Source organism: Paenibacillus sp. 203 (genome assembly GCF_037027525.1).
GTDB lineage: Bacteria > Bacillota > Bacilli > Paenibacillales > Paenibacillaceae > Paenibacillus > Paenibacillus polymyxa_B.
Genome location: NZ_JAXCHD010000009.1, coordinates 17,378 through 38,256, shown reverse-complemented (window position 1 = coordinate 38,256; position 20,879 = coordinate 17,378). Strand labels below are relative to the sequence as shown.

18 protein-coding genes and 1 pseudogene are annotated in these 20,879 nt (G+C 43.7%); 8 read left to right on the top strand and 11 right to left on the bottom strand.

Features of this window, described 5'->3' with window-relative positions; all coding sequences use genetic code 11:
- Positions 1 to 2: 2 nt before the first annotated feature.
- Complete coding sequence (locus tag WA407_RS19945) at positions 3 to 1,178, bottom strand: alanyl-tRNA editing protein (protein ID WP_336078214.1); 1,176 nt, start codon at positions 1,176 to 1,178, stop codon at positions 3 to 5.
- A gap of 239 nt (positions 1,179 to 1,417) precedes the next feature.
- On the opposite strand from WA407_RS19945, the gene WA407_RS19940 reads away from it, so the two are divergent.
- The 3 genes from WA407_RS19940 to WA407_RS19930 all read left to right on the top strand — a co-directional run bounded on the left by WA407_RS19940 (position 1,418) and on the right by WA407_RS19930 (position 4,643).
- The gene (locus WA407_RS19940) at positions 1,418 to 1,951 is read left to right on the top strand and encodes a MarR family winged helix-turn-helix transcriptional regulator (protein WP_336078213.1); all 534 of its coding nucleotides are present in this window, start codon (positions 1,418 to 1,420) and stop codon (positions 1,949 to 1,951) included.
- A 138-nt stretch (positions 1,952 to 2,089) separates the two neighbouring features.
- Positions 2,090 to 3,409 (top strand): HlyD family secretion protein, encoded by a 1,320-nt coding sequence (locus WA407_RS19935; protein ID WP_336078212.1) that lies wholly within the window; start codon positions 2,090 to 2,092, stop codon positions 3,407 to 3,409.
- Positions 3,393 to 4,643, top strand: coding sequence for an ABC transporter permease (locus WA407_RS19930; protein WP_061828944.1), 1,251 nt, complete (start codon positions 3,393 to 3,395; stop codon positions 4,641 to 4,643). The genes WA407_RS19935 and WA407_RS19930 overlap by 17 nt, the downstream gene beginning before the upstream one ends.
- 96 nt (positions 4,644 to 4,739) lie before the next feature.
- Here WA407_RS19930 and WA407_RS19925 read toward each other — a convergent pair whose 3' ends face one another.
- Positions 4,740 to 5,300 (bottom strand): NAD(P)H oxidoreductase, encoded by a 561-nt coding sequence (locus tag WA407_RS19925; protein ID WP_165179273.1) that lies wholly within the window; start codon positions 5,298 to 5,300, stop codon positions 4,740 to 4,742.
- Positions 5,301 to 5,462: 162 nt separating this feature from the next.
- Between WA407_RS19925 and WA407_RS19920 the strand changes: the two genes are divergently transcribed.
- Positions 5,463 to 5,858: a winged helix-turn-helix transcriptional regulator gene (locus WA407_RS19920; protein ID WP_235306393.1), complete on the top strand. Its 396-nt coding sequence runs from the start codon at positions 5,463 to 5,465 to the stop codon at positions 5,856 to 5,858.
- Between the two features lie 41 nt (positions 5,859 to 5,899).
- Here WA407_RS19920 and arsC read toward each other — a convergent pair whose 3' ends face one another.
- From arsC to WA407_RS19900, 4 genes are all read right to left on the bottom strand, one after another.
- Entirely contained in the window at positions 5,900 to 6,319 is a 420-nt protein-coding gene (arsC, locus tag WA407_RS19915; protein WP_254329462.1) for an arsenate reductase (thioredoxin), read from the bottom strand.
- 25 nt (positions 6,320 to 6,344) lie between these two features.
- On the bottom strand, positions 6,345 to 7,634 hold the full coding sequence (locus WA407_RS19910; protein ID WP_302058646.1) for an arsenic transporter: 1,290 nt from the start codon (positions 7,632 to 7,634) through the stop codon (positions 6,345 to 6,347).
- Between the two features lie 88 nt (positions 7,635 to 7,722).
- Positions 7,723 to 8,076 carry an ArsR/SmtB family transcription factor gene (locus WA407_RS19905; RefSeq protein WP_061828949.1) on the bottom strand — a complete coding sequence of 118 codons (354 nt, stop codon included), beginning with the start codon at positions 8,074 to 8,076 and terminating at the stop codon, positions 7,723 to 7,725.
- Between the two features lie 79 nt (positions 8,077 to 8,155).
- Positions 8,156 to 9,748 carry an alkaline phosphatase family protein gene (locus tag WA407_RS19900; RefSeq protein ID WP_336078211.1) on the bottom strand — a complete coding sequence of 531 codons (1,593 nt, stop codon included), beginning with the start codon at positions 9,746 to 9,748 and terminating at the stop codon, positions 8,156 to 8,158.
- A gap of 186 nt (positions 9,749 to 9,934) precedes the next feature.
- Here WA407_RS19900 and WA407_RS19895 point away from each other — a divergent pair, with 186 nt between their 5' ends.
- Positions 9,935 to 10,708 (top strand): alpha/beta fold hydrolase, encoded by a 774-nt coding sequence (locus WA407_RS19895; protein ID WP_336078210.1) that lies wholly within the window; start codon positions 9,935 to 9,937, stop codon positions 10,706 to 10,708.
- A gap of 8 nt (positions 10,709 to 10,716) precedes the next feature.
- On the opposite strand, the gene WA407_RS19890 is transcribed toward WA407_RS19895, so the two are convergent.
- Entirely contained in the window at positions 10,717 to 10,890 is a 174-nt protein-coding gene (locus WA407_RS19890) for a hypothetical protein (protein ID WP_336078209.1), read from the bottom strand.
- A gap of 113 nt (positions 10,891 to 11,003) precedes the next feature.
- Between WA407_RS19890 and WA407_RS19885 the strand changes: the two genes are divergently transcribed.
- Positions 11,004 to 12,509 (top strand): alpha/beta hydrolase family protein, encoded by a 1,506-nt coding sequence (locus WA407_RS19885; protein WP_336078208.1) that lies wholly within the window; start codon positions 11,004 to 11,006, stop codon positions 12,507 to 12,509.
- A 445-nt stretch (positions 12,510 to 12,954) separates the two neighbouring features.
- Positions 12,955 to 14,181 (top strand): sugar efflux transporter, encoded by a 1,227-nt coding sequence (locus WA407_RS19880; RefSeq protein WP_069290457.1) that lies wholly within the window; start codon positions 12,955 to 12,957, stop codon positions 14,179 to 14,181.
- A 7-nt stretch (positions 14,182 to 14,188) separates the two neighbouring features.
- Here WA407_RS19880 and WA407_RS19875 read toward each other — a convergent pair.
- Together WA407_RS19875 and WA407_RS19870 are read right to left on the bottom strand one after the other, a co-directional pair.
- A pseudogene (locus tag WA407_RS19875) lies at positions 14,189 to 14,494 on the bottom strand (nucleotide disphospho-sugar-binding domain-containing protein); the annotation flags it as partial.
- Positions 14,495 to 14,739: 245 nt separating this feature from the next.
- Complete coding sequence (locus tag WA407_RS19870) at positions 14,740 to 18,048, bottom strand: pectinesterase family protein (RefSeq protein ID WP_336078207.1); 3,309 nt, start codon at positions 18,046 to 18,048, stop codon at positions 14,740 to 14,742.
- Positions 18,049 to 18,236: 188 nt separating this feature from the next.
- Between WA407_RS19870 and WA407_RS19865 the strand changes: the two genes are divergently transcribed.
- A complete protein-coding gene (locus WA407_RS19865; RefSeq protein ID WP_254329455.1) occupies positions 18,237 to 19,076 on the top strand; it encodes a helix-turn-helix transcriptional regulator in 840 nt (279 codons plus the stop codon).
- A gap of 222 nt (positions 19,077 to 19,298) precedes the next feature.
- Here WA407_RS19865 and WA407_RS19860 read toward each other — a convergent pair whose 3' ends face one another.
- Together WA407_RS19860 and WA407_RS19855 are read right to left on the bottom strand one after the other, a co-directional pair.
- Entirely contained in the window at positions 19,299 to 20,336 is a 1,038-nt protein-coding gene (locus WA407_RS19860) for a threonine aldolase family protein (RefSeq protein ID WP_336078206.1), read from the bottom strand.
- Positions 20,323 to 20,784: a MarR family winged helix-turn-helix transcriptional regulator gene (locus WA407_RS19855; RefSeq protein WP_103048335.1), complete on the bottom strand. Its 462-nt coding sequence runs from the start codon at positions 20,782 to 20,784 to the stop codon at positions 20,323 to 20,325. The genes WA407_RS19860 and WA407_RS19855 overlap by 14 nt, the downstream gene beginning before the upstream one ends.
- Positions 20,785 to 20,879 lie beyond the last annotated feature (95 nt).

Sequence of the window (20,879 nt, the reverse complement as noted above, 5' to 3'; positions counted from 1 at the left end):
CATCAGCCCTGAATGAACTGCCGCTGGGCCGTTTCAAAGAAATTCAAAAGGTCTTCGCGGGACGAGAATGCTGCCTGAGCAGATTGGTTGCTACCGCCCCCCTTACCGTGAAACGCGCCCAGATTTCCCTTTAAAAACGCTCCGCAGCTAATGGATTGGGTACCGTTGTGTGCCAGAATGATTTTGTTTTCTGCTGTTGTGGCAAATAAAACAAGCAGATCATGCTCAGCTGTCAGCTTGGTAGCCAATTGCTGCATCTCCTGAAAGGATTTCTGTTCGAATACACGAGCAAGAACATGCCCCTGTACAGCAGATAGCAACTCTTTCGCCTGATACGATGCATTTTCCTCTTGCAGAAGCTCCACTTGCGCCTTGAGCTGCTTATGCTCCTGCTCCCACTTTTCGAATCGAGTCAAAATATCCTTCCGCCCGGTATTGAATTTCGTAGATAACACGTCCAATATCTGAACACTATCGTTAAAATCCTGGAGTGCGCGAACGCCACATTTGAAATGGATTCTTGCCATCCCCTTCTGCTTCTCCCATTTTAAGCATTTAATGATCCCAATTTCCCCGGTCTGAGCTACATGTGTGCCGCCGCAAGCGTTATATTCAATGCCCTCGATCTCGACAATCCGAATATTTTCTGTCACTTTGGGCGTTTTCACCAGCGGAATATCCTTCAATTGCTCACTGGTTACAAAAAAACTTTTGATGCTGCGATTACTATAGATTTGCTGATTTACTTCCTGCTCGATTGCCGATAGCTGCGCAGGCGTTACATCCGAACAGTTCACATCAATCGTGGCATATTCTTGTCCCAGATGAAAGCTTTCAGTACGCGCACCCAACAACTCCAGACAAACCGCTGACAGCAAGTGCTGCCCGCTATGCTGCTGCATATGATCAAATCTGCGCTCCCAATCCAATCGGCAGGCTACTTTCCTATCCTCCGGCAAACGCTCTACCTGATGCCAAATATCCCCATCCTCAAGAACAACATCTAATACACGGATGCCCTGAATTGTTCCTGTATCACAAGGCTGACCTCCGCCATGCGGATAAAAGGCCGTTTCCTCCAGCATAACCAAATATTTTCCGTCTCTTTCCATGTTCTGTGTAATATGAGTGTCCCACTCCGTAAGATTTGGAGCAGTGTAGTATAATTTTGTCGTCATTACAGGTTCCTCACTTTTGAGTTTTTGGTCTCGTACGATATCCACTTATTATCAAGCACTTCATTGTAAATATCAATGTAGGGAATAACTTGAATTATTGTACGAAGAACCCTCCATATGGTGAAAATCCGCATGACGATTAACAAAATTTAGCTTGAAATTCATTTTTGAATAGATTAAGATTAGTCGGCTAACTAATTTGTCGATTGGAACATACTGTAAGAAGAAAGGAGAACCTTATGGATTTTGATTTACGGGACTTGCCCACTCGTGAGGCGCTACAAGAATTTTCTAAGCGTATCCCCGAGATTGATGTAAGAGCGACGGAAGCTATGTTATTTTTTATGCGAGTATCTTCCAGTGTTTTTAAAGTCAGCTTTGAGGGCTTTGAGAAATTCGGTATATCTCATGGTAAATTTTCGATATTAATTCTTCTGTACCGCAACATCCATACAGGATTGCTGGCTACAGAGCTTGCGGAGAAAGTAGGGGTTAGCAAGCCTACCGTTACCGGTCTGCTTGACCGCCTGGAACGCGATGGGCTTATTATTCGATCTGTTCATCCTTCCGACCGCCGCATGAGCATTGTTAAACTGACCGATCAAGGAACAGAAATGATGGAAAGACTGCTGCCTATACATTTTACAAGCACTTCCACACTGATGAGCTACCTGTCCACCGATGAAAAAGAGCTGCTCCTGACTTTACTGCAAAAAATAGAAAGCGGCATCCCTCAAGCAAAAGAGATATATAAAGCAGCAAAACCAGAATAAGTTTTAATTTTGCGTTTTAGTTAGCCGACTAACTTTTAAAATATTAAATAAAAGAATAAATAAAATGTACATATCAGGATATTTATTTATTCGAGTCTCTGTTTAACTCATTTTATGAATTTAAGGAGCGTATTACTCATGAATCGCACACAAGTCACCAGCCTCATCATCCCTCTCATTTCTATCGCCTGTCTTATCGGCGGGGGGTTCCTACTCCAGACCAACGGACAAGATCAAGTCAATGCTTCTCGATCCGTTAAAGGCACAACACTAAATGCGGATAGCATTCATGTATCGTTTGAACAAGTAGGAGGCAAAATCCTGAACATCCCGGTAACAGAAGAAACTAAGGTGAAAAAAGGAACTGTCCTTATGACTTTGGATTCCACAGATGTGGATTTGCAAATTGAGCAGCTGCGGACACAAATCGCCCAGTTCAATACGCAAATCAGCCAACAACAACAATCCATCCATTTAGGGTATACACGAGCAGCAACTCAGGAAAAACAGGCACAGCTAGATATCGCGCAAGCTCAAGTGACTAAGCGTAAAAGTCAGGCGGCATTGCAGCGGGCACAAGCGGCTGAGCGTCAAGCCACTGCTGCGGAACAACAGGTCAATAACGGGGCTCGGGCTGAAGATGTTCAGCAGCAACGAATTGCCGTAGCCTCCGCTACCAAAAACGTTCAGACGGCGCAAACCAACTATAAGCGTAATAAAGCACTCTATGATGCAGGAAGTGCATCCAAAGCAGCGTTGGATGATGCCGAATCCTCTTTGACTTTAGCGACAAATCAGTTGAGCCAGCAAAAAGAGTCTCTTCAAAAACTACTTCATGGTGCCACTTCCGAAGAACGTATGCAGGCCAGTGAACAGACGACACAAGCAGCCGTTTCGGTAAAACAAGCCGAGGAAGAAATTCGCGGTGCCCAATTGTCCGTCGATCGTTCCAAGACCCAGCTAGAAACCATTCAGCAGAGTCGTCAACAGTTGGCAGATCAGAAGCTGGCTATTGACCTCTTAAAGCAACAAAAAGACACACAGGAAGTTCAGCTTAAAACGTTGCTGCTCAAAAAAGAACGCCTGGTGTTAAAAGCACCACAGGATGGCAAGGTTACTTCGATTAGTACCAAAGTCGGCGAAAATGTGGCGCAAGGGGCTCCTGTGATTACCCTGGAAACCAATGATTTATATTACGATCTCTATGTGAATGAAGAACAAGCGGGGAAATTCAAGGCCAATCAAGAAATTAAAACTCATATCTCTGGTCTCAATAAGGACCTGAAAGGTACGGTACGCTATGTAACTGCTGCACCACAATTCGCTAATGTGAAGATGTCCCGTGAAAAAGGAGAAGCAGATACCGCTACATTCCAGGTACGTGTATATGTAACAAGAGAAGCAGCTTTGCTACCAGGCATGACAGTTGAGGTGAATACAAATGAAATCTCTTCGTGATGAATGGTCGTATCTGGTTCACTCCAAGTATCCGATCATAGCTATTATCTTCCCGTTGATTGCCGTACTGGGGTATTCACTGTTGCTCCCAAGCAGCCAAATTAACGACGCTAACGTGGTAGTAGTGGATCAAGATAACACAGCTTACAGCCGTGAGTTCATTCAGAAAATAGATGCTTCCCCGTATATGAACGTAGCTGAGATTGTTTCGTATACGGACAACCCTGAACAGTATTTTTATCACGAGCAATATTTGGCTGTTATTTCCTTGCCGCATGGTTTAGAGGATAATCACAATCGCTCCCTTTCCAGCCGCGTGGGTCTCATTCTCGATAATACCAATGTTCAATCTATTACTTCGATTCGTACAGCTATGCAGGAAATTAGCGTTTCCGAGAATATGGAATTGTCTGTTCCAGCTATGTTGAAAACCGGGATGAACGCAGAACAGGCTCAAGGGGCCCTCAATGGTATCGCCTTGGAAGTGCGTTCCCTGTTTAATCCAACTAATGACTATCAGAATACGACGATACTTGCATTCACTTGTATGTTCTCTTTTATGATACTGAATATAAATAGCTTACCTCTGGTCGCCAGACTCCGAGTTTCCAAGAGGCTGGCTGCTGAGCTGCAAAATCCATTCAACATCCTGCTGCGTATGCTTCCTTATACGCTGTTTTCGACGGCTGGCTTAATCTTCTCTCTCGGGATGCTTAAAGTGTTTGGGGGAGGCCGTTTCGAGGCCAATCCAATTCTCTTTATAATTCCAGTTGTCCTGTATGTATTCGGTACCGTTTGTATCAATGTCCTGGTTGCATGGGGCGCTGCACATCCGGGAATAGCCATCGGCAGAATGGTGATGATACTCATGCCTGCTTTTGTTCTATCGGGGGCTGTTCTTTCCAGATCACTGTTTCCACCTTTAGCGATTCAAATCGGTGATTTCTTCCCCTTTGTATGGATGTATAAATTCCTGCGCACCATGGGTCTGCGTGGTGCACCTTTGCAAGAGATGCTTCCCGAACTCGGTTCTCTGTTACTATATGTGGGTGTACTCTCCATGCTGGTGATCGCCAGGGCCCTGTGGGAAAAACAGAAGCTGGCCAAGCAAACTGCGGGTTCTGCTTCTGAAAAGGGTTCACCACATCCCGTTGTTCCAGCAAGCACAACTGGCGGCGGGTTATCTATGCAAGGGGCACCGTCAGCACCTATGCACGAGCCTATAAAAGGATAGAGTCTCGTCTATAAAATAAAAAAGGGTTAAGTGCCGTCTAACGAGCCTTAACCCTTTTTCAATAATATTAACTTCCCATTGTTATCAGAATAAAACTCACTTATATGCCCGACCTAATTGATAAGCGTGCTCCAGTAAACCTGCAATGTATTCTTTCGACTCGGACAAAGTATCATAGAAGAACTCCACCTTGGACTCTCTTACTCTTGCGTAACCAGCAATGGCTTTATTCAAATAATTAGTAACCAAATCGTGATATTCATACTTGATCAGATGTTCTTTCGTCCCTCCTGCCAAGCACATCCACAAAACCTGCTTCGTCGTAAATTCCTGAAGTAAACCTTTGTTCCAGACTTTATCCAGGTACCCTTTTAGCATGGAAGGCACACTGTACCACCATAGTGGAAACACAAAGACCAGAGCATCCGCAGCTGCAATTCTATCCATTTCTTTCCGCGTTTCAGGAGCATATTGTTTATGGGTCGTATTCCAATCCAGCTCATCTGCGGCGCTGTACACCGGATTGTATCCATCCCGATCCAAGTCCAAAATATCTACCTCGTGCTTATTCTCTTTCAATCCCTCTACAAAACGATTCATGACCGCAAGGGTAAGTGAATCCTCTCTAGGATGCGTCACGACCAATAGAACTTTCATGTTATCCGTAACCTTCTTTCTCCTCATAATTGTTGAACCCTGTCTACAGATGCTATTATGGTTGATATATATGAAAGTGTGAAGTACGCACTTCAATGTACTGTAGGTACTTTTAGGTTCCTTAGTGCCTTTTGTACTACAGATCGGAGAGGGGGAAAGTCTATGGAACACAAAGCCAAAACCTATATGCTCGGGATCGAGGCAACTTTGGAGGTCATCAGTGGAAAGTGGAAAGGCATCATCCTGCATCATTTAACCAGCGGCAGAAAACGTACATACGAACTTCGTCAACTCATTCCGAAAATCACCCAAAAAGTGCTTACCCAACAGCTTAGAGAGCTTGAAAAGGATGGAATCATCCACCGCATCATTTATAACCAGATTCCACCCAAAGTGGAGTACGAGCTTAGTGAATATGGATGGGATTTTAAAGATCTGCTTGATCGTTTTTGCTTATGGGGAGAAGATCATTTGGATAGGATCTATGGAGATAAAACAAAGGTGCTAGAAGAGTATTCTGTGAAGGAGAAAAACGCCAAACAAGCACCACCTCTTTAAGGAGGCGTGCTTGTTTGAAATACTATAGCTGTGCAGCTTGTTTATTTACCAGTCTCCGCAAATTTCCGAATACGAGCCTCGACTTCATCCCGTACACGCTGGAACACGCTCCATTTCTCTTCTTCTGTTCCTTTTGCTTTAGCCGGATCATCAAATCCCCAATGTTCACGACGAACGTGCGGAGGTGTGATAGGACATTTATCAGCAGCATCTCCGCACAAGGTCACAACCAAATCCGCGCTGTTCAGCAAAGCAGGATCTATAATATCTGAAGTTTGTCCGGAGATATCGATCCCTATTTCATTCATCGCTTGCACCGCTTTAGGGTTAAGGCCGTGTGCCTCAATGCCCGCACTGTATACATTCCAACGGTCTCCCAAGTATTTTTGGGCCCAGCCTTCTGCCATTTGACTGCGACAAGAATTACCAGTGCATAAAAAGTAAATTGTCTTCTTTTCCATCATTACCGTCTCCTTCAATGTTCAATTATGAAATGATTAACCATAGATATAAGCCCAGTAGGGTCATAAAAAGTGTAGGAATGGTTAAGACAATGCCTGTCTTAAAATAAGTTCCCCAAGAAATTTTCACGTTTTTCGAACGAAGCACATGCAGCCACAACAACGTGGCTAATGAACCGATCGGAGTTATTTTCGGCCCCAGATCAGAACCAATGACGTTAGCATAAATCAACGCCTCTTTGACCATACCGGTTGTATGGGTGGCATCAATGGCAAGCGCATTAATCATGACCGTAGGCATGTTATTCATGACCGACGAGATAATCGCCGCAATAAAACCCATGCCCATGGTGGCCACAAACATACCTTGATCGGCAGCCGCTTGAATCACATGGGCCAGCAGATCCGTCAAACCGGCATTACGTAGACCATACACCACAACATACATTCCGATAGAGAAAAATACGATGGCCCATGGAGCGCCCTTGATGACTTCTTTCATCGGCACTGCAGGGCTTCTACGCGCTATCAATAAGAAAAAGATAGCAATAATACCGGCCACCACCGAAACGGGAATGTTAAAAAATTCGCATGCAAAGTAGCCAACGAACAAAACCGCGAGAACGATCCAAGACATACGGAATATTTTTGGATCTTTAATCGCTTCCGCAGGCGTGATTAATTGTGCCGCATCAAACGTTTTCGGAATACTTTTGCGAAAAAAAAGATACAGTACCCCTATACTGGCTGCTAAAGAAAATAAATTAGGTATAATCATGCGACTCGCATATTCCATAAAGGTAATCCCAAAGAAATCGGCTGACACAATGTTGACCAAGTTGCTGACCACAAGCGGAAGCGACGTCGTGTCTGAAATAAAACCGCTCGCTATGATAAAAGGAAAAATCATTTTCTCATCCAATTTAAGTGCTCGAACCATCGCCAGTACAATCGGTGTCAGTATTAAGGCCGCACCGTCATTCGCAAAAAAAGCAGCAACAACGGCGCCAAGAAGGGTCACATAAACAAACATCCGGGTTCCGCTTCCTCGCGCAGCTCGTGCCATGTGGAGCGCCGCCCATTCGAAAAAGCCGATTTTATCAAGCACCAACGAAATCAGAATAATGGCTACAAAAGCCAGTGTCGCATTCCAGACAATATGAGTAACTTCCCAAACATCATGTAAATCGACGACACCCACCAGCAAGGCGAGTATGGCACCTCCGCAAGCAGACCAGCCGATAGACAGATTTCTAGGCTGCCAGATCACCAGCACTAAAGTGGCTAAAAATATAATGCATGCCAACAAAATCAATGTTTTAAACCTCCATTACATTACCTTATAAACATATACTTATGTTAAAAACACCGTCTATCCCCCAAGGAGATAAACGGAACAGCCTTTAGGATGAGCAGCAAGCCGATGAATCCGGTGCACAAGATGCTATCGGCTCCTCTTTATTCAGCCATTTTAAAATCTGCTTGGAGTCTGGCATACGCTCAAGAACGGCTTGAATATGCGGCTTGTCGTCTACATTTAAGGAATAGTATACCCACTGACTTCGTCGTTCTTCTTTTACAATTCCTTGCGACTTTAATTTTCTCAAATGTTGGCTAATTGCTGGCTGCGACATATCAAAGATATCTACAAATTCGCAAACACACCATTCTCTCTCTCTTAGCAGGGAAAGCATGGCCAACCGAGTTTTATCGCCCAATAGCTTTAAATGATCGGCTATATATCCAAGTTGCTCCAATGTGTAACCTCCTTTCATTTATATAACTGTATGCTTATATACTAATGGGGTACGTTTTTAATATCAAGAACAATAATACTTATCCATTCACCAATTGCATAATCCAGTCTTTTATATCAACGATTCGCAGTGTTTTGGGGCGTGTATTCGTTCCGGAAATAATTAATGGGACAAGGGAATCTTTTTCATGCAACGAACCATGAGCACCTCCACCGATGTGGGTGGGAGAACTTTCACCGACGAGTTCATATCCGGGTTGTACCGTGACGACAATATATCTTCCTTCATGTGAATACATTGCCCCGTGCAGCCTCGCCAAAACGTCTGGATATTTTCCATATTTGATCCGGTTGTTATTTATCGTAATATCCACAAGGGCTTCTTCGCCCGACAATGTCCACGATTGTCCATATTCATCGGTGTATTTTCCACCAGGATGATAAGAAAACAGCTTACCCTTTTTCCCCCTTGTAACATGAATATTGTTTTTACCATCTTTCATAGCGATAATGTCGAGCTTGTCCTCATTTTGTAAAAACCTCACCACATTGGATAATTCCACATCATCGTTTATGGCATAGATATAAGCCATCCGTTCATTAGCAGAAATCACGATTTGGTCATCGTTTCTTACTGGTTGATTTAATTTTGCAATGCGGTAATGATTCAAAAGCGACTTTAAATCAACCGTTGCTACCTGTCGATCATTATAAATAGCGCTTTGCGCACTGTCACCCATGACAATCCATGTCGCATTGTTTACAGCCTGTTCCCACGAACCATATGCATTCAACACAGTTTGCAGTGCTTGATCCGCTTTTTCGATTCCCTCCAGTTGAGTCGGGCCCTTTCTATGCGCCAAATTATCATTCTCTGGAAAGTATGTGATGGTTACGTCTGGAAGTTTCTTCTGACTTATTAGAAAAGCGGTATCTTTTGCGGAAAATTCGTCGTTCATCCCAAATTTTTTCCACAAAGGAGTATTCCAGCTATTTTTCGGATTCAATTGTGCCAGAGCTGCATAAGATAACCATTTAGGTCCTGTTACTATCATTTTTTCTGGCACCCTGTTGCTATTCGCTATGAAGTCAGGCACCTTTAAGGCATGTTTCGTTTTCCCTCTGAAGACAACAGCATTGATGGACGCGGATTCTTTACCTTTGTCAGCCAATTCCTCATGTATGGTTTTCGTTTTTTTGTTCAAATGAACTTGGTTTAATTGGTAAATTGCGTCTAAGAATACTTGCATTTGATCTATCTTCAAGGCTTCTTTGGCACCATTGCCGTAGAGAATCATGCGTTTCTTTTGGTCGCTGTACCAAACGAGTCCAGGCACATGATGTTGGTCTGCATACGTTCCCGTTAATAATGTACTGTCGATTGTCACAGACATCGTGGGAAATGAACTCACTACCTGCGGGAAATATTGCCCTTGTTTCAGGAGATATTGCATTGCCGGTGCGCGGCCTGCTTGAATCGCATCTTGCAAAGGCTTATCCATTAACGAATCAATCAAGATCATAATGACAGGTTTTTTGCCCATTTGATTTACTGTAATAGGTGGCTTCACACTCTGTTGTTTTAGCTGTTGACTGGAGTCCGCTCTACAGCCCAAGACCAACAACAATAAACTTAGCACTACTGCAATGGTAACTTTATTTTTCATGCCCATGTATGTGTCCCTTTCTTAGAAAAACTTGATCTTCTTATTTTTTTCTTGTACTTAAAATATTATTCCTGCATTGGATCATCGGGACAAAGGTATCTCATACAAGCAATTAAAGTTACACCTCCATGAATTTTTTGAATCTAATAAGCCAAATTTAAGATCAAAACCATTCAGGGAGAGAGCATAACCATGACTACGACAAACATAAATGAACATTCCATGCACTATATAGATTCTGGTGAAGGAATGGCCATCCTATTCATTCACCCTCCAGTACTCACAAGCTTAAATTTCACATACCAAATCCAAGGACTCTCGCCCCATTTTCGAACTATAGCTTTTGATATTAGAGGACACGGTAAAAGTCAGCCTTCCCAGCAAACGGTTACTTACCCTCTCATCGCCCTGGATATTAAACATTTGATGGACCGGATGAGCCTTGATAAAGTATTTCTGTGTGGATATTCTACCGGGGGCTCGATAGTACTTGAATTCCTCTTGACTTACCCAGATCGGGCATGGGGAGGCATTGTTATCAGTGGAATGTCGGAAGTAAACGAATGGCGACTAAGAAATAAAATTTCTTTGGGCATTGCTCTTTCCAAAATCGGCACAATCGGTACGATTGCCCTTTCTAATGCTTGGTCACAAACGAAACAGCTATCTTTATTCCGTAAGTTATTCAACGATGCGAAGCAGGGAAATCCAAGGAATGTCGAACAATATTATCGATACAGCTTGAAGTACAACTGCACCTCACGGCTCGAGGAAATCCATCTTCCTGTCCTGCTCGTTTATGGTGAAAAAGATAAGCACTTTCATCCCTATGCCAAAATATTGCATCAACAATTACCAAATAGTGAGCTGGTTTTCCTTAAGAAAGCTGATCATCGCCTTCCTACGAAGGCCGCCGGATTATTGAATGAACTGATCAAGCAGTTCGTAGATCGGTTCAGCCTTTAAAGCAAATCCTACAGGATAATTCCACATACATAGCTACATTCCACTCCTGTTACGTTAAGCGTCAAATAGCCCCCCACCTGTTCAACATCCGCTGGCCATGACATGCGGCGGATGGGGCATTCCTTTCCGGACCCCGGCCGAAAGGCAGGAATCAGCACATTACATGCTGTTTTCTGCGCCATCGTCGCGCAACCTTACAAGAGTGTTAGGCAATTGTCATCTAGATCAATGGTATCAACCTAGCTGCTCCTCTATACTAATCCATTGATAGGATTATTTTTAAGGGGGAGTTGGCGTGAGGTTTTTTGAAATGCTGCTATTCTTTTCAAGTGCTTGTTTGTTGGCACTCCTGTTCATTATCAATCAACGTATCCGAAGACCAGCTTTGCTCGTGACAAGCGGAGCAGGCTCTATTTTTTTAGTGATACATTTGCTTGTCGAAGGATACAGGGTTCAGCTTTTATTTTTATACGGATTTACGATCCTAATGCTTATGCTTTCGCTTATAGACGTTTTCATAACGCTGAAAGTCGTTCGGACTGCCTCGCGAATCCGTAGGGTGCTGGGCCGCCTTTTTATCGTGATTGGGCTAATCGCAACGGCGTGCTTCCTCTATGTGTTTCCCGTATTCGACTTTCCGGCGCCAACCGGCGAGTTGAAGGTAGGCACGAAAGTCTTTCATTTCATCGATCCAAGCCGGGAGGAGACATTTGGCAAAACCGCGACAGGCAAAAGGGAATTGATGGTTCAGGTATGGTATCCGGCTCAAGCTGGCACCGACAAGTACGCTCCCTTTATTCCCAATACCCAGATTTTACGTTATATGGCCGCGGACTATGGCCTTCCTGAGTTTACTTTTCAACATCTGAAGTACGTATCCAGTCATGCTTATTCGGGGGCCGAAGTCTCTTCGGCACAGACTTCATACCCGCTGATCCTTGCGAATCCCGGCAATGGCTCTTCCAGGTTCCTCCACACGTCGCAAGCCGAAAATCTCGCGAGTCATGGATATATCGTGGCAGTGATCGACCACACCTACAATACATTTGCAACCGAGTTTCCGGACGGGCGAATCACGACCAGCACAACCAACGACTTATTCTCGCCCGCCCATGATTACCAGACGAGTAGAGGAAATCGCGACAAGTTGGGACAAGTTTTAACCGGTGATGTGGCGTTTGCGCTGGACCAATTCGAGCTCATCCAATCGGGGCAGTTTCCAAGTGATCTAAAAGGGAGGATTGATCTCGGTCATGTCGGGGTGTTCGGTCATTCCATCGGCGGAGCGACGACCTATGACGCTTCTTACGATCCGCGAATCGCGGTTGGAATAGACCTTGATGGAGGGCTTTATCGACTGCGTGACAGAGAGGGTCTGCGAAAGCCGTTTTTGTTCATCAACTCGGAAAGCTATTTCGAAAAATTAAAAATGGTGATGGATAACCGGGTCTACACGGATGCAGAGCTTAACCGTATGGGCTCAACAAGAGAGTGGGAGGATCAAGTAACGGAAGATAAAAAGTTGGAGCTTGAACGGATGCGCGAAGCGGTCGACGAAGGGGGACAAGTTCTCTATATCGAAAATACGGAGCATTTGAATTTTGCCGACGTACAGTTTATTTCTCCGATTTTCGAAATGCTGGGCATTACAGGACAGATTGCGCCCGAAAGAGCGAACTCCGTTATCAATGCCTATATGCTGGATTTCTTCGATAGGTATCTGAAAAATCAAGGCGGAATCTTAATGAAAGGACCGGATAGCCGCTTTCCGGAGGTGAAGTTCGTAACCTCGCTATTATAAATTACGGAACAGGCTACCGATTTTGATATGCTCCCCTTCAAGTAGGCAGGTTTAATAAATAAACCGCTACTTGAAGGGGAGTTTTCCTTTGTCTAAGAAGAACGCATACAATGCGATTGAGAAACTAGCAATCATACAGGAGTTAAAAGCAGGACAGAGCAGCCGTGTGGAAGTAGCAAAAAAAACATAACATCAGCGTTACCACCTTAGTGAAATGGCGACATCGCTATGAGTTGTACGGAATGGGAAAGCGAAAGCTATGAGCAAGGGGCGGTCTATCAATCATCAGGAACGAATAGACAGTATCTTTGCCTGTATATTGTCCTGCTCATCAAAGTGAAAAATATTATATAATATTTTACACTATGTAAATATACAAATTATGCTAAAGTCATATATAGTTTGGTTGGGATAGGTATGTATTCGGAAGGAGTGTAAAAATGAAATGCTAAAGCGTATTCAGAATCTTTTTGTTATCCCTAACTACCCATTGTTCATGATCTGCATGTTATTGCAAGGCATGGCTATATCCATCAGCGCACCTTTTTTAGCTGTATATTTCACAAGTACACTTGGCGTATCTGTGGGAACCTTTGGTGTGTTTACAGCGGTAACTTTGATTTGTGGCATATGGATAAGCTCTCTGATTGCCAAACGTTCTGATACCGGATTAGATCGTAAACAAATTTTGGTGATTTGTACGTTATTTAATGCCATAGCCTTTGCAGGATATCTTGTAATCCAAAATTTTTATGTACTTTTTGTTTATATGACGATCTTTACGGCCATTGGTGCTCCTGGGATGCCGCAGTTATTTGCCAGTGCACGTGAAGCAGTAGATCGCAGTAAATCTGCGGATCACGCCTTTGCTAATTCAACACTTCGGTCTATGTTTTCTCTTGGATTTATTACCGGGCCGCTTTTTGGTTCCTTTTTGATTGCACATACGGGCTTTAAAGGTATCTTTATGGGGACGACCTCTATTTTTGTTCTTATTGCTGTTCTTTTATTCTTTTTTATCCAGCAGCCTCCCGCTCAGCTTAAACATAAGAATCAACTTTCACTTCATAACATTACATTACATAAAAATATTGAGATTCTGATCCCTTTCTCAGTTCTTACTCTGCTTTATACGTCTCACTGGATGAACAATTTAAATATTTCCTTGTTCATCATTTACAATTTAAAAGGTGACACAAGTGACGTTGCTCTAGTATCCAGTATTTGCGCCATTTTAGAAATACCCTTGATGCTCATGCTAGGCGTACTAGCAGCTAAATACTCCAACCGTTTGCTTGTATTTTTAGGGGCATTAACAGGAGTTGTCTATTATATCCTTGTCCTTATGTCTACGGAGATGTGGCAGCTATTCGTGGGGCAACTTCTTCTAGCCTTCTTTGTTGCAGTGATTTCTGCCATTGGCATTAGTTACATGCAGGATTTGTTGCCCTCTCTTCCAGGGTACGCATCGACGCTATATTCCAATGCGACAACTATCGGAAGACTAGTGGGGAGCTTAATGGGCGGATTAACCGCTCAATGGATGGGTTACCGAAACACCTATTGGGTATGTTTGGCCCTAATCATCTGCTCCCTGGGTCTTCTGGCAATTTCGAAGAAATTAGAGTTTGAAAAATCTGCTGCTTTAAAAGAAAGGAATCACAGTATATAGACTGCGCTTATTTTTCTATGGTGGAGAAATGACTCATAATTGTATCTGCCGCATGTCTGTACCCACCAGCCTGACGTAATGATTCGCCGATCACATGAGCCTGTTCTTTATAGGTCGGATGACTCAATACCTCTAATAAGGCAGCTCTCAAACTAGCGGGTGTAAGCTTATTTTTATCCACAACAACACCCGCTCCCAGTTCCTGCACCCGACTAGCTACGATCGGCTGATCCGATGTTAAAGGAATCATGACCTGCGGTACATTGTAATATAAGGCTTCACTTGTACTGTTCATCCCCGCATGTGTAACAAAAGGTCGGATTAACATGGCCTTCAGCTGGCGTGATCACTACTAACACACGTGCCATATCCTACACCTCCAAATCAATAATAAATTTCAATTTGAGATAAATGCACTTTTAACATAGCAAACATTTACCATATAAACAAGTATTTTCAATACCAAAAAATTAAGTATGTATCCTCTACTCAAACGATAGAAATAAGCGAGGCTGAACGCTAGAAGCGCTTGCCCCGCTTAACCACTGAACATCAAATTTAAAGACGCCAATCCCAATGATCTGTCCCGCTCAGAACAGCTTCAACGGTGTACTGACTTGCTTCATCAGCGGTAAGCTGTTTGGCCCAAGGTACACGCCCGCTACTTCCTGCACCTGGTCCAAAGTTGTCAAACTCTCCAAATCTTGCGGTTTGCTCATTGGATTCCTTGCCCCAATTGTTCCAGCCGCCCGGCTTGATATGGTCATCCATATAGGTCTTCAAAAAAGTAACATGAGCATAAGGGCGCCATGGCCGTCCAAGATCCACCTTGCCTGTCAAGCCATTTTCTGTTGTCAGACGACATTGAATAAATACAAAGCCCGGCTTGTTCTCTTCTGTTGAAGCTGCTGTCACATATCCAGCACGCAGGCTGTGTATGATCGAATTATCAAACACGGCAGGTGCATTGCCAAATATAAAATCTACACTACCACTGATGTAGCTGTCCTTAAAATACTGTCTGCCACGGTTCACAAGCAACGTATCCTGTAGGCCGGTAATTTTGACATTGTGATACTTACCACGATCACCTTCGGCATATAACGCTACAGCCTGCACCTGCCCGGTTCCTTCTGTATTGGCAACTGTGACATTCTCCAACACAAAATCGGGACTTTGCACACGCATGGTATAGCTGTTGCTTGTTCCTAATTCTTTTCCGTCCACCACCGTTTTGGCCGTATCATCAAAAGCAATGATCGTTTTGTCGCGATCTTCTCCGATAATGCTCAGATTTTTTTTGGAGGAATTCACCTTTATTTTTTCACGATACGTACCATTTTTGAGATGGATAACTGTCCTTGTGTTGCTGTCGTCAGGGACTGCGTCAATCGCTGCCTGAAGAGATCTAAAGTCAGCAGGGCCATAGGTCGCTACCACCACACTAGTGGGATGAGTCCCTCCTGAGTCTGTCAGGTTGCGGATGGTGACATTGCTGAATTCCGACGTATTGTAATTCCATACATCATTTTGTTGTTTGGATGCATCGGTAGCCAACCCGATCAATAGCGGCTGATTATTCGGCACATCTATAACAGTTTCACCAACCTTCTCCCAGTTCGTCACACCATCTGCGGATACCCAGCCGGTAACCTTTTGTCCTTGTCGTACCAGACGAACCGAATATGGCGTTGCAATAAACGTCTCCATTGACGCACGTTTCGTCTTACCATCCGTTTGATCACGACTGATAAAAATACCCTGTTTGCCATATTTAACAAATGCTAAAGACATAAAGGCCATTTTTGATCCAGGCTTCAGCGACTCACGAATCATTACACCCGCTTCGGCATTATCGTCCACCGGGGTAATTTGTTCCACACGGGCTGTAATTTCAGTGTCATCTTCCCATTTCTGATAGGCATAATGGAAAATATCTGCCTTACCGTCCACGTCTCCCGCTGACTTCAGTCGTATGCTGCTGCCGCTTGCATCTTCTTTTAAGACCTGAGTATGCCCTTTTATATAACCATCGTTGCCCTCAGAGCCAATCTCTTCGCTGAGCCAACTTCCCGACGGCGCAGTCGTATTGACGTGAATGGTAACAGGATTGGAAAATGCAGCAGTCCCCTTGCGATCGGTCACCCGTACAATAATATTATGGGTACCGTCTGTTACATGATTCCAATCGAGATGATAAGGCGGGGTCTCTACTTTACTAACAAATTTGCCGTCAATGATAAATTCAACATGAGCAATACCATCTTTGTCCTTGGCTGTTGCTGTTATGGTCGCATCACGGCCTGCTTCCAAAATATCGTTATGCTTTAGTGAACGTCCGTTTGCATCCGACACCTGAACGACGGCCTCTGGATTATCTACCTCATTTCCATTCGACAGCTTTTCAATAAGATCATTTAAATAGACCTCCAAATTGGTATAACCCTTGGCAAAATGAGTATACGTCCCTGTGCCGGCAAGCCCCTGATCGTTACGATCATCTGCATTATTGGGGTCCAGACCATGGGCACGTTCCCATTCATCCGGCATTCCATCATGGTCACTATCAGAAAGCTCCGTCGTCGTTACGTTAGAATCGTCGTAAATCCACCCTACTTCACGCGGAGAGTTAATAAACGCACCCGTTCCATTCTTCACATCATTCATAATTCGGGCGTCCACCGCATCTCTTCTTGGCAGCGTGGCTCCTGAGCCGGCAAGCACCTCCGTATATGCGGTTTGTGCATCTGTCGCTTGATATGGACCATACGCATCCGGTGAAATTCCGTTGTCGTATTCCCCTCTGACTTCAATCGGCTCCGCCAAACGGGTGGAAGGATCAATAATTGACCCAATGGATGTGCCAAGCTGCCAGTTGTCTTTCGTAACCGAGTCATTGCCGTACATGTAGTTACCACCAATAAAGATGCGTGTTTTATATTTTTTACTACCCACGTCTACAAAAATTTGACCGCGAACGTCCTCATATGTGTTGGGGCCATACTTATAATAGTTATTCAGCACATTATACAATCCTTCACCGCCACCGTATGAAGAGAAAAATCCCCAGTTATAAATGACATTATTGGTCATTTCCACAGCGTCGATTTGTTTTTTATCGGTTGGAAAACGCGGATTACGACTTGCATTGTGAGCCAACAAATTATGATGATAGGTGGAATTTCGTCCGCCCCATATGCCGCCATAGCCGTGGCGACCTTTCTGATGCGTGGTCATTAGCATACTTTCGGACGCAATGGACCATTGTACCGTTGTATTGACGTTGTCATACAGGCTCAGTACCTCATCCACCGACCAGCTAAAGGAACAGTGATCAATCATTATGTTTTTATGGTATCTGGCTCCTAACGCGTCATCCTCACTGGGGTAACGGTCGGTCAATCGGAAACGTAGGTAACGGAGAATGACGTTATCTGCATCAATCCCTGTCGTGTAATCGCTTACAGTTATACCATCGCCAGGAGCTGTCTGGCCCGCAACCGTCAGGTTGTTTCCCAAGATTTTAAGTGGCTCCTTGAGATGAATCGTTCCACCCACCCGGAATACGACCATCCGATTATCGGAGCTGACCGCTGCACGAAGAGATCCGGGTATTATCTGTTCCCCTTTGCCGTAGTCTGCCAGCGTGGTAACCTCATACACTTCACCTCCGCGTCCACCGGTAACATATTTACCGCCACCCTCAGCCCCCGGAAACGCCGGAATATCCGTCGCCACTTTTGACACCTTGGCGTTCTCTGTTCCTACCGCAGTCTCCGCTTGGATTAGTGGTGGGCACAAGGTCAACAACAATGAACCCACAACCACATTACATAGCACCTTTTTCCATGTACGCTGCTTGCTCATATTCTGTTTCCTCCCTAAGATTTTCTTCCACATCAGCGCATATTTTTATAAAAACACGATCCGAGACGTTCAGAAGCGCCTTCACCTCCTTTCATCAATCTTTTCTGCTTTTATCATTGGCAGGTTGTCATATATACTGGTGGTATATGAATGCGCTTACTTATCTTAATTTGTAAAGGAAGAAGCACATGAATGAAATGAAAGAAGATAAATATGTCCTTGGCGAACAACAATTCTCCATTCATCACATCTATCGTACCGGTTTCACGGTTATGCCCCGGCCTCATGTCCACGAGAACTATGAGTTGTATCTCTTACTGCGAGGAGAACGCATCTATTTTATGAATGGCAAGGTATACACCGCTCGCAAGGGGGATCTGATATTCATCCTTCCTCATGACTTGCATTCTACCGCCAGTACGCAATTGCAGGAAACAGAACGCATTTTGATTCATTTTTCTCCGACGTTTCTCCCACAGCAGGATCATGATATTCTTGACCTGCCACCGTATCAGCAATCCGCGTTGCTTCGCTTACCTGCGAGAGAGCAAGTGGAGGTTGAACGTTTATTCCTACAGATGAATACCGAATGCAGGAATAAGCAGCCTCTGCATGACCGTTGCGTACAGCATTTACTGCTGGAAATGCTTATTCTGGTGCACCGATCGGAAGCGATCGAGCGTAGTGAACCTGTTCCCTCTCATCCCATGCATCAGAAAATCACGGAAATTTCTTCTTTTATTCAGGATCATTACAATGAACCGTTAACTCTCGAACAAGTGGCCGCCTGCTTTTTCATTAGTCCAGCTTACCTAAGCCGTATCTTTCTAAAGTTGACTGGTTTTCATTTCAGCGAATACATCCGCGTAGTGAGGGTCAGGGCGGCCCAAACAAGACTGCGAACCACCAAAGACAAAATCCAGCATATTGCAGAGGATGTCGGGTTCGGTCATGCTTCCCACTTTAATAAAATCTTTAAAAAAATAACCGGGCTCTCTCCTCTTCAGTACCGCAAGCAGGTTCGGTAGATATTCAGTGTAAAGAATTAGACGCCGACTTTATACATCCGCTCTTGTCTTGTTTTTCCATTTTTATATCCACTTGCTCTTTCATGGAACTAAAGACAAGCCGCTTTGGAGCAAGTAAAATGCACAAAAAAACCATACTTCGCTGCAATGCATGCAACGAAGTATGGCTATTCCATAGTCATTCTACATCTTTAAAATTATAAATTACACTTTCTATGACCTTTATCGCAATGCTTTAATATCCTGAATCAGCATTGCAACATTTTCTTTCTTTGTAGCCCAACTAGTACAGAATCGAACAGCACTATGTGCATCATCAACCTTTTCCCAAAAGGAGTAAGTATATTTTTCACTCAATGCCTTTAGTATGCGATCTGGCAAAATCGGAAACTGCTGATTAGTTGTAGAACGGTATTGAAAAGAAAAACCTTGCTCAGATAATCCGTTTTGAAGCAGCATTGCCATATCTATAGCGTGTTTGGAAATTTCAACGTATAAACCGTCTTCAAACAAAGTTTCGAATTGAATGCCCAACATTCTTCCCTTAGCCAACAGTCCTCCTTTTTGCTTGATCATATATCGAAAATCTTTTTTCAATGTATCATTTAGAATGACTACTGCTTCTCCCATCAAGGCTCCAATTTTGGTCCCGCCAATATAAAATACATCGCATAGCTTCGCTATATCTGCTAAAGATACATCGCTATCTTCGGCCACCAAGCTATAGCCTAATCGGGCTCCATCTATAAACAGTGGTAAACCACACTCTTGACAGACTCTACTTAATGCTTCCAGCTCTGATTTGCTATAAATCGTTCCATTTTCAGTAGGTTGGGAAATATAAACCATCCCGGGCTGTACACTATGCTCAGGAGCGGCATCATTCCAGTGAGCGTCATATAGCTCCTTTACTTGCTCGGCCCGGATTTTCCCATCATCACTTGGCAAAGTAAGTACTTTATGCCCAGTAGCTTCAATCGCTCCGGTCTCATGTACGGCAATATGTCCAGAAACTGCAGCAACGACGCCTTGATGCGGACGCAGAATAGAAGAAATGACGGTGGTATTGGTCTGTGTACCTCCAACCAAAAAGTGTACATCCGCATTTGGGGAGTGACATGCTTCTTTAATATATGCTCTGGCTTTTTCACAATGATCGTCGACACCATAACCTGGAGTTTGTTCATCATTAGTCTCCAGTAGTCGCTTTAATATGCGCTTATGAGCACCTTCGGTATAGTCGCATTCAAATCGTATCATTCTGTATCCTCTCCAAATTATCCAATTTCTTCTGAATTAACAACATAGAAGCATGTAATTCCTTAATCTCTTCTTCTGAAAGTCCTTGAACTAATTTTAAAATCTGTTCATCAGACCTTTCATTCAGTTGGTTGTAGAATGCTTTTCCTTTAGGAGTCAACCGAATCAGATTTGTTCTATTATCCAACGTTGAATTTTCCTTAACAAGAAAGCCCTCTTTGCAAAATTTAGCAATGATCCTACTCATATAGCTGCGATCAATTTTAAGAGATTCGACTAGAGTATTCGCAATACATGGCTCGATCAACCCGATCTCTATAATGACACGGGCCTCAGTAAAGGAATATCCGCTATCCAGCACATGTCTATCTAAAACACCCAGTATATTCGTATAGAATCGATTAAAACGCCTCATATCCGCTATCATATTAGCATCTATATTGATCATAACTCCCCCAATTTAGTGGACTTTTGCAACAATTATAGTAATGATTTTTGTGGACTCTGTCAATGAAATAATAATCAATATCGACAAAAGAAAAA